Origin of the sequence: Reichenbachiella sp., assembly GCF_039944555.1 — a bacterium.
In the GTDB taxonomy this organism is placed as follows: domain Bacteria; phylum Bacteroidota; class Bacteroidia; order Cytophagales; family Cyclobacteriaceae; genus Reichenbachiella.
In genome coordinates this window covers 73053-83604 of sequence record NZ_JBDUYN010000001.1, presented here as the reverse complement: position 1 = coordinate 83604, position 10552 = coordinate 73053, and the positions used below count along the sequence as shown (strand labels likewise).

7 protein-coding genes are annotated in these 10552 nt (G+C 40.6%); 3 read left to right on the top strand and 4 right to left on the bottom strand.

The features are described 5' to 3' along the window. Window positions 1–19: 19 nt before the first annotated feature. The gene (locus ABJD64_RS00320; protein ID WP_348182046.1) at window positions 20–3040 is read right to left on the bottom strand and encodes a CHAT domain-containing tetratricopeptide repeat protein; all 3021 of its coding nucleotides are present in this window, start codon (window positions 3038–3040) and stop codon (window positions 20–22) included. A gap of 187 nt (window positions 3041–3227) precedes the next feature. Here ABJD64_RS00320 and ABJD64_RS00315 point away from each other — a divergent pair, with 187 nt between their 5' ends. From ABJD64_RS00315 to ABJD64_RS00305, 3 genes are all read left to right on the top strand, one after another. Next, window positions 3228–3800, top strand: coding sequence for a sigma-70 family RNA polymerase sigma factor (locus ABJD64_RS00315; RefSeq protein WP_348182045.1), 573 nt, complete (start codon window positions 3228–3230; stop codon window positions 3798–3800). After that, window positions 3797–4510 carry a hypothetical protein gene (locus ABJD64_RS00310; protein ID WP_348182044.1) on the top strand — a complete coding sequence of 238 codons (714 nt, stop codon included), beginning with the start codon at window positions 3797–3799 and terminating at the stop codon, window positions 4508–4510. The genes ABJD64_RS00315 and ABJD64_RS00310 overlap by 4 nt, the downstream gene beginning before the upstream one ends. Window positions 4511–4760: 250 nt before the next feature. Beyond that, window positions 4761–6704, top strand: a complete 1944-nt coding sequence (locus tag ABJD64_RS00305) for an ATP-binding protein (protein WP_348182043.1) — start codon at window positions 4761–4763, stop codon at window positions 6702–6704. 68 nt (window positions 6705–6772) lie between these two features. Here the strand turns inward: ABJD64_RS00305 and ABJD64_RS00300 are convergent, their stop codons facing one another. The 3 genes from ABJD64_RS00300 to ABJD64_RS00290 all read right to left on the bottom strand — a co-directional run bounded on the left by ABJD64_RS00300 (window position 6773) and on the right by ABJD64_RS00290 (window position 10546). Continuing rightward, window positions 6773–8125, bottom strand: a complete 1353-nt coding sequence (locus tag ABJD64_RS00300; protein ID WP_348182042.1) for an MFS transporter — start codon at window positions 8123–8125, stop codon at window positions 6773–6775. A 149-nt stretch (window positions 8126–8274) separates the two neighbouring features. Beyond that, window positions 8275–8889 carry an HAD family phosphatase gene (locus ABJD64_RS00295; RefSeq protein WP_348182041.1) on the bottom strand — a complete coding sequence of 205 codons (615 nt, stop codon included), beginning with the start codon at window positions 8887–8889 and terminating at the stop codon, window positions 8275–8277. A gap of 73 nt (window positions 8890–8962) precedes the next feature. Further along, the gene (locus tag ABJD64_RS00290; protein ID WP_348182040.1) at window positions 8963–10546 is read right to left on the bottom strand and encodes a RagB/SusD family nutrient uptake outer membrane protein; all 1584 of its coding nucleotides are present in this window, start codon (window positions 10544–10546) and stop codon (window positions 8963–8965) included. Window positions 10547–10552 lie beyond the last annotated feature (6 nt).

Sequence of the window (10552 nt, the reverse complement as noted above, 5' to 3'; positions counted from 1 at the left end):
GGTAATGTGAAATGATATTTCAGACGACTGCCTTAGACCTCTTTCTTCTAAAATAGAAAAAAGCAGTGGTTGCCAATAATAATAGAATCACAGCATAGATTGTGAGATTGTCATCGGAGTCCAGGTCCAATTCATTGGTATCACCAAGCAAGACAAATGAACCCCAGTAAAATGGGCTGGCACTTAGCTTATCAGCCAACTTCAAATGATTGAGCTTGGCCTGGCGAAGGGCCTCATCTTTGTTGAGCCCATCCTTCAGTCCTTGATAAAAGGAGGCCATGATGTGCGGTGTGGTGGCATCCGGAACTTCCCATTGGGTGAGCACCAAACTTTTGCAACCTGCATAGGTAAATGCCCGGCCCAAGCTCATGATCCCCTCTCCTCTTACTAATTTCCCTGAGCCGGTATTGCAGGCACTGAGTACGGCCATTTCGCTGTTAAGCGACATGTTATACAATTCATAAGAATACAGATAGCCATCTTCGGTAGAGTCATTGTTTTGGGTAAAAAAGAGCTTTGAATTGTTGGGATTGACGTCATCAATTTCTCCATGCAAAGCCAGGTGTAAAACCGAAAAATCCTGCACATTAGTCTTGAAATTAGATTCGCTGGCTAAATCCCCATAATAATATTGGCCATCAAAAATATTGGCAATGGCTCTTACCTCTTCTCTACTACCTGGTAGATCTTCGGCGGCTGAGCTCCTTATTGTTTCCATAGACACCTTATCCCCTTGTGATTGACTTTCCTCGGAACTAAATGAAAAGGCCAGTAGCGGTTGTTTATTGCTCTTCATTTTTTGGTTTGCTGATTTCTGAACTAACATATTGGCCGTATGAGCATAACTCACCGCATATTGATTGAGCAGATAGTCCAGTACTTTGTAATTTTCTGATTGAGAAGAGGTCAATAAAAGATCAAAGTTGACATGCCATAGTGCTCCGTCAGGTACTATGATCAGTCGATCTCCGACGATGCGATTCTTTACCGGTTCAATTAGCTTTTGGTACAGCGAACTGGCATAACTTCTATAGGTTTCAATATTTCTGTCGGTGATAGAGTTCTGGAAAAAACGAACCGTGCTATCCAGATCTATAGGTTTCTTTTGCTGGTGTACAAACAAGTCGTTCGCTGTGACTACAAATGCGAATAGCGTACTATCACTAATAAAATATTCGAGCAGGCTCGCTCGCTCAGGTAGCGCTCGTTGAATGTCTTCGATAGGTATTTGAGCCGTTTTATATTTGAGATTGTAGTAGTTGGGATAATCGGATTCGAACTGTTCTATCAGCGCTTCCCACTTTCTCTGACTTGTAAATAGGTTATTCTCAAGCGTTTGTAGCCTGATAGTATCCTGCCTCTCTTTTTTTAGTTTTTCTCTTATGATTTGGCTCTTATAAAAAGAGATGTCCGCTTTCAATTTAGTTTCAAAAATGAGTAAGGTATCAGGTAGATTCGAGAACTGCTTGGCTTCAACTTCAGACGTGGCTTCATTCAGAATGATATTTTTGCTTTTTCCTGAAAAGTAGAAGGCCTCCCTGAAATGGAATTGATCATTATCCTCTTCATAGAGCTGAAAGTGTAATTCAACGATTTCCTGATAAACGTCTTTTGCGGTACTGCTCAACAGAATTTTATCTTCAGTCACTTTCCGAGATTGTCGGATTTTGGTAATTAGAGAGTCTATTGACAAATTAATGTTGAGAGATGTCTGAAGATCAAGTACGTCATTGCTTGTGGCATATTTACGCCTGAGCATTTTTGCCTTCTTGTAAAGGGCTGAGTACAAGATTTCATGATCCTGATAATCTTTCAATAGGGCCGGTTGGTAAATATCGTTGCTGCTAAACCCTAATAAATTTGCGCCAATACTTTGCTGATAAAAAAACAAAGCCGAGTCTATGGCATTTTGGTCCCGGAATAGATCACCTAGATTGATGTAGAATTTAGCCAATTTCACACTCTTCTCCCCACTCACTTTTCTTTCTACATCCACAGCCTTTTGCATATAGAATCTCGCTGAATCCAAGCGCCCCAACTGCTGATAGTTGCGTCCAATACTATTGTATGACTCTCCAATGTAGGGATGAAATTCTCCATAAGTCATTTTTCTTAATACCAGTGCCTGACGATTATACTTGAGAGAAGTGCTATACTCTTTCAGATCGTAATACACACCGGCTATGTTATTGAATGTGCCAGAAATAGTTCTATGCTTTTTTGGTAGATATTTTTCGAGAATTGGCAGTGCCTTCAAATAGCTTTCCAATGCCAGATCCAATTGGCTCAATCGACGATATACCAGTCCAAGATTCATATAACTATACGCTACAGCGACATGCGATGCACCAAGTTCTTTTTTTCGTATGAGCATCGCTCTTTTATAGTATTCCAGACAAAGCTCGAATTGACCCTGATACTTATAAACATTGCCCATATCATTAAAACTTGAGGCTGTTTTTATATGCTGATCGCCATACACAAGAATCATATTATCCAGGCTTTTTTTAATCATTTCTTCAGCCTGATCATAATAACCCAATCGCACAAGCAATCTTCCTTTTAGATTAAGAGTTTTACTCAATTCATGCTGATTTGGGTCTTTTAGAGCTTCAAACAATTCAAGTGCTTTATCTATATAATCTAATGCCAGCCTGTAATCTGCCTTGGCTTCAGAAATATCAGATAGCTTAAAATAAAATCGTTGTAACCAAAACGGATGTTTATCCAAAGTTGGGTCTAACATTTCCAATGCTCTTGCACAAAGGATCCTCGCAGATTCATAGTCTCCCATGTTATGATAAACTCCTGCCAATTTATCGTAAGACCAGATGATATCGAGGGTATCCTTCGGCTCTGCTTTCATCCGAATTTGATGTGCCTTTTCCAGATTTATTTTTGCTCCTTCTAAATCTTGTAACTTTTCAAGAGAATCTGCAATGGCCGTATATTCACCCGCTGACAATGAAGCCGCTTCCTCCTGGGAGTAGCCAGTTTGTGCTGTAAGTCCAAGGAAAAGTATTAGTGTCAATTTCTTCATTGCTGCAGGTTAAAATCTAAAATGAAAGTGTGAAATTACTTATTTTAGCCAAATAACTATTTCAACAATAAAAACACATCTCAACCAAAAAAACTAACCCTGCCATTGAACCTGGAAAGCCACCGAATGAACTCAAAGCTCATAATTTCAAATAATGGTTACTTTTTTCTTTTTTGGGCACTAATTAATGACTGCAGTCTATAGCGATCAGGAACTCACCAGCTGGATTTTATCAGGTACTCAGGAGGCGCATGATCGTGCGCTCAAGCATCTGTATAAGACCTATTATCCCTCTATTCAAACCCTAATATTAAAAAATAAAGGTGATGACACAGATGCTGAGGATGTTTTCCAGGAAGCCTTAGTCGTACTCTATCATCACATCAAAGAAAAGCGGTTTAGAGGAGATGCCGCCATAAAGACCTATTTGTATGCAATAGCAAGAAATATATGGCTAAAAGAACTAAGAAAACGTTCTCATCAATTGTCAATAGAAATTGATACTGAGACCTACACCGAATTGGAGGATGGGGTTGAAATGGAGAATGAAAAGAAAAGCCATTTACTCAAAACGCTCATTAACAAATTGGGCCAGGGCTGCCAGGAAATATTAATTGATTACTACTATGCTAAATGCTCCATGAAGGAAATCATGGTTAAATTAGGGTTAGGGAGTGAACAAGCAGCAAAAAACAAAAAATACCGATGTATGCAGCAATTAATAGTGTTGTGTCAACAAAACGGCTTGAGTAAAAATTGAAAGACAGTCTAAACGATATCGCCCGAATAGAGAGATACCTGGAGGGAAAACTGGATTCTGGAGAACATCAGGCATTTGAGAAGGAGCTGGAAACCAATACTGAACTGGCTGAGCTTGTGGTTCTTCAAAAAGACATAGTTGATGGTGTAGTAAGCGAGGGGTTAAAAAGACAGTTAAAGCAATATCATACCGAGCTTTTCGAAAGACCGAATAAAAAAAGTAGGTGGTATTATATTGGGGCTGCGGCTTCATTAGCATTACTCGTCACCTCAATCTACCTTTTCTTCGATAGATCAACTTCCAATGAAGAGCTTTTTGTGGCTTACTTTGATCCCTATCCCAATCTGGTGACCACTCGCGGAAACATCACCAACAATTTTAAAAAGGGGATGGAAAACTATTCTAATCGCAACTACAATGAGGCTATCCTGGATTTTGAGGAAATCGACAAAAACGAACCAGAATATACAGAAATGATTTTCTACAAAGGAGTTAGCCATTTAGCCTTGAACCAACCAACCAAAGCGGTTGAGTTGTTCGAACAATTTCGTGATTTTGGCGAATATAATGAGCAAGCCATCTGGTACTTAGGTATGGGATACCTTAAACTGGGCAATATAGAAAATGTGCAAAAACAACTCCTGCAACTCAAATTCGGTGACTTCAAATACCGTGAAGCTCAAGAATTGCTCGAGCAATTGGGAGACTAAGAAGTAATATTAGTACTCAATTGGGTTCTTAGAATATACCATTGGAGGTTAAAGACACCATCCTCTTTCATCTTATTACTCCCCACACATAATTTTTTTAGCTAAAAACGCGTTCTTCTATTAGAAATAATTGGACGAGAAGAGGACTGATTAGTACAATTCACAGTACATCAGAGAATAATCCCTTTTTTGCTTTTTCACCTAAAAAATCTTTTTGAATTTACGTAAGGTTTATTCCCCAACAATCCTAATGAAAAAACTGTCAGCTTATATCCTGATTGCATTATTATGCTGTGGATATAGCTATGCCCAGCCTAAAGATTCCCTTAAATCATATTTGGAAGAGACTAAAACAGACTCAGCGCGCGTAGCGCTATTAGCCAAATTGGGGTTTGAATACGCCTTCATCGACCTTGATTCCTCCAGACAATTTTCCTCGCAAGCGATTCAATTAGCGGATGACATTAATTATACTCACGGTAAGGCGGATGCATTGAATAGTCTGGCCATATCGTATGATATAGAGGGCAATCATGAAATAGCGATTACATATTGGCTTGAAGCGCTTGATTTATATAGCTCAATTCAGGCAAAAGAAGGTCTGGCCAGAATCTACAACAATTGCGGTATGGTCTATCAAAGCTTGGGCGACACCACAAAATCTCTGGAGTTTCACAGCAAATCTCTGCAGATTGAAAAAGAGCTCGGAGATTCACTCGGTATCGCTTACTCCATGACGCAAGTTGCCGCCCTGCATCTACAAATGGCTGATTATGACCAGGCACTTTATTTCTATTCGACTGCACAGGAGCTGCTGGAAATACTCAATGATAACCAAGGTCTTGCCTACGTACACTGGGGACTAGGAGAAATGTACCTGTATATGAAGGAGGCTGACAAGGCTCTGTCACATTCACAATTTGCCTTTGACTATTTCGAATCTGAGGAAAATACAAAAGGGATGTCTGAGACTTCTCTGATTATGGGAAAGACCTATTTACTACAACAAAACACAGCGAAGGCAGAGGAAAAACTACTTCTGGCCCTGGAAATCAGTGAGCACCTGGATGCGAAAAATGTAATTCTGGAGTCCCTGATTAACCTGTCCTCACTTTACAAAACCACCGCGGCGTATGCTAAAGCGCTCGACTATCACGAAAGATTTACGGCCTTACAAGACACCGTACTAAAAAATGAGATGACTAGCAACATCAAAGAGATAGAAGCAAAATACAACTACGAAAAGCAGCAACAGCAAATTGAGTTGTTGAGTCAGGAGAATGAATTTCAAACCACGCTGAGAAATGTTTCAATTGGGGTAACCCTAGCGATTACAGTTTTTCTTATCCTCCTGTATTGGGCCTATCTTTCCAAGGCACGAACAATGGATGTACTCAGAAACAAAAACGAGGAAATTGAAAAGAAGAACGCAATTATTGAGATAGAAAAAAAGAACGCCTTGGCGGCCGCCCAGGCCAAATCGGATTTCCTCTCACTGATGAGTCATGAGATCAGGACGCCTATGAATGTGGTCATTGGCTCTATCTATCTTTTGATGGAGGATGACCCGAGTCCGGAACAGGCAGAGAATTTGAATATGCTGAAGTTTTCGGCAGAGAACTTACTTACCCTGCTGAATGACATCCTCGACCTGAACAAGCTTGAATCCGGGAAATTAGAATTGGAGTCAATTCCATTCGATATGAATCTCCTTATCAAAGGAATAAGTGATGGATACGGCGTTCAAGCTCGCAGCAAAGGAATAGATTTCTCGCTGGACGTTGATGACGACATTCCAAAACAACTGATTGGCGACCCGGGAAGGCTTTCTCAGATATTGAATAACCTAATAAGCAATGGAATCAAATTTACCGAAGAGGGTGACGTAAAATTAAGAATTAGAATGCTGAAAAAGGGGCATAAAAAGGTTAAGCTAAAATTCATTATTGAGGATACAGGCATTGGCATACCACCGGATAAGCAGGAGGCTATCTTCGAGAATTTTACCCAGGCCAATTCTAATACGACTCGTAAGTACGGTGGTTCCGGTCTGGGGCTTGCCATCACTAAGCATGTACTCAATCTATTTGGTAGCGACATCTCTCTTGAAAGCGAATTAGGTAAGGGCTCTAAGTTCTCTTTCAAACTAAGCTTCAAAACGAATCACATTCTTGAAACCAGCGATATGTCTTAAAACCAGAAACGGTAAAAAATGAAGCGCACCTACCCTTCCCATCAGAAGTGCACCTCATATTTGACAGACTAGTTGTTTTGCCGATCTATTTTTTCCTTTTTCCAGGTAAATGAAACTAAAATGGCAGTAATTACACAAGAGGCCACGCATGAACCATACATGGCTCCCCAACCAAAATGCTTGGTAATGTAGGCCAATCCTACTCCTGAAAGCGCCGCTCCTATATAGCTAAAGAGGCCTCCAAAACCACACGCAGTACCCATGGCTTCATTGACTGTAACACGAGAGGCCTGAACCCCGCTGACCAAATTCTGGGGGCCATCTACAAAAAAGCCCATGGCCAAAAGAAAGACTCCGGTAAGAATATAATGATCCGGTCCGGCATAAAAATAGAAGCCAGTAATGCTCAACGCCAAAAGTGTCAGATAAATTAGATTGATTGGCGTGCACCTTCCCTGATAAAATCGATCGGCTATGTATCCCGCAATGATGCCACCCGGCATTCCCGCTAATGGCATCAACGTCCAAAAAATAGCTACGCTAATTTCATCCATGCCTTTGACATCGTACATAAACTTAGTGCCCCAATCGAGGGTACCAAATCGAATAACATAAATAAAAGTACTTGCAATGGATAGAAGCCACAGGTAGGGATTCGTAAAGATGTGTTTCTTAAGAATTTGCCAGTGAGACATCGTCTTTTCAATGATTTTGACGGGAAGCACATCGTTATTGTATTTTTCTATTTCGGGGAGGCCAAGGGATACAGGCCTATCCAGTAGATTGAAAAGCAGGAATACAGAACAGACCATTCCTAAAATACCCGGTATATAAAAGATCGATTGCCAGTTCACCCATCCTTGATGATACAGGGTTAGCAATCCTGCTACGATCACTCCTATCAAAAAGGTGCCCGCAGTATGTGAAGACGACATTATCGTCCACTTGGTCGCTCGCTCTCTGGGCGAAAACCAGTGCACCATGCCTTTGGCAATGGGAGGAAATCCCATAGATTGAAAAGCGGCGTTTAGACCCCAAAAGAAAATCAGAAGGTAAAGGCTATTTAAAAAACCAAAAAATAAATGAATGAAAGAAGCACAAAACAGGCCTAAAGCCATAAAGGTTCTGATATTGGCCCTATCGGCTAATAATCCGCTAATGAATTTTCCTATTCCATATACCACGTAGAATACGGTACTCAATATGCCCAATTCAACAATATCAACCTCCAACTTATCGCTAAGCAATGGTAAAGCCGGGGTCATATTCTTTCTGGTAAAGTAAAATACGGTATAGCCCAGATACATGCTGATAAACATCTTGCGTCTACCACGTGTATACATTTTAGAAATCTCGGTCTTATCAGTGATCTTATCTTTTGCAGGTGGGATTTGTTTCAACCCCAATTCTTTATAAATCATATGTTTTGTTCAGTTTTTTTGAAAAGGCGCTATTTGGACAATAGAGTCTTGTTTGCTCGGTGTACCGAGCGGATGATTTAGTAGGCTTTTAAAGCGAGCCTTCTCTCTTTACAATGACTAAGGATTTGAAATTACGGGTTCGGATCAGCTCATAGGACTCCTAAAGTCTTCAGTTCTTGTTTGAGTTGTGCACTATGGTCAAACCATATCCCTTTCATTCCCAAGAGATTGGCCGTATCAATATTGTCTCGATTGTCATCTATAAAGATGGATGATTCAGGAGTGACCTTGAATGTTCTGAAGGCATGTTGAAATATATCTTTTGCCGGCTTGGTCATTTTTACCTCACCAGAAACAATAATACCTTCAAACCAGCTTAAAAACTCATACTTCCTTTGGGCAATCGGAAAGGTCTCAGCACTCCAATTGGTAATCGCATACAATCTATATCGTTGTGATGCACTGAGCGATTCTAAAATATCCACCGTTCCTTGGATCGCACCAGACAGCATATCTTCCCACTGATCATAATACATTCTGATTAGGTCTTCATATTCAGGGAATTCATTGATTTTCAGCTCTGTTGCATCCGCTAAACTTCGTCCAGCATCTTGCTCTATATTCCAGGAGGTGGTACAAATGTGCTTCAAAAACCAATTGGCCTTTTCAATATCTCCATTAAATGCTTTTGAATATACATTTAAGGGATTCCAATCGATTAATACGCCACCAAAATCAAAGATGATATTTTTTATCTCAGCCATTTTTAGTTTACAATGAGAAAACAAGCGGTTAGCGCTCACGCACTCACCACTTGTTTTTGCTAAAATCTATTGATTACCATCCCTCGTTTTGTACCAGGGTACCATTGCTTATTTCAACTTCGTTGAAAGGCACTGGCCAAACATCGTGTATGTTGGGATCAAAATTAGTTCTGGCTGCACCAGTTCTTGGGGGAACAATTAAGGTGTAAGCTGCTCGATCAAAACCTGGGTCGGTGGGATCGGTAATAGCATACGATCGGCCGTGTAAATCCTGATGATAAACCGCCTGAGCATCATTCCATCTGATTAAATCAAAATGGCGATCACTCAGCTCCCCTGCTAGCTCAACCCGGCGTTCGTTTTTCAATTGTGCCAACGATGCGTTGGCCAATGAACTAAGTCCCGCCCGATTTCGGATCATATTAATCTCTACGTCTGCATTTTGCCCTTGCATAATCAAAGCCTCGGCCTTCATCAAAATCACATCAGCCAAACGTATAATAGGCACATTTAAAGTAGTACTTGGATTAGAATCTCCATTCGGGTGCAGCTGGCTATCATCTGCATATCCACACCAGGGATCCATATACTTATTGAATTGCAATCCTGTAGTACTTGATGTAGAGGCATAGGTCATTGTGTTTCCCAAGAAGGTAAATACATCTCCATATTCCTGAAGGGTAACTTTTAGTCTTTCATCTCCTGATTCAAAGGCCTGATACAGTTCTTCAGTTGGGTGAAAATAGCCCCATCCCGCTACTCCATTTTGATACCCGCCGTTTTCAAGCATTTGACCAGGTATAGGAGTACCTGAGCCATTGACAGAACCTGTGGCCGACCAGATATATTCAGACCCATAATTGTTTACTACTTTAAATACATCCGCATAACTTGCTTCCAAAGCCCTGCCCTCTTGTCCTATGATCTTATTGGCTGTAGTAACCACACTAGCCCATTTTGTATCATCGTATTCTGCCCAATACAAATAGGTTTTAGTCAAAAAAGCGTAAGCAGCCAAGCGATGCGGCGCACCTTCTTCTGCCGTAGATAAAGTAGGCAATAAGTCAGCCGCTCTTTCCAGGTCGGCAGCTATAAAGTCATAGTTATCTTTCACATGGGATGCTCTTTCTACAAAAAAGTCCAATGTGTTGCTTTCATCTTTTATTGGAACACCCATTTTTTGATTTCCATATCGATAGGCCACATTGAAATGTGCCATGCCTCTATAAAAATAGGCAACACCAAGCGCAGCATTTACTTCGTCCTGACTTAGGCCCGGAACTTCGGGAGCATTGATTATTACATCATTGGCACGTTTAATGATCAGGTAATTTCGAATCCACAGCACGTCTATGTCCTTTTCCGGACCAGCTATTTCAAAATTATGAATCCGCTGTGCCGAACTTTTTGATTTCCCTACTACCATATCATCTCCTGCAGCTATTGGCCACATAGAAGGTCGGCCATAGTATAAATTTCTGGTGTCCAAAGACCCATCATACATCACATTGTTGATAGCCGCCAATGCAGCATCCACATCATCCTCAGACTCCCAAAACTTAGCTATTGAAGGCGAACCGGTTGGTTCTTTCTCCAAAAAATCATCACACGAAGGAAAGATTGCAAGTCCTATTAATAATATTATAAAATTTTTCATCTTAAT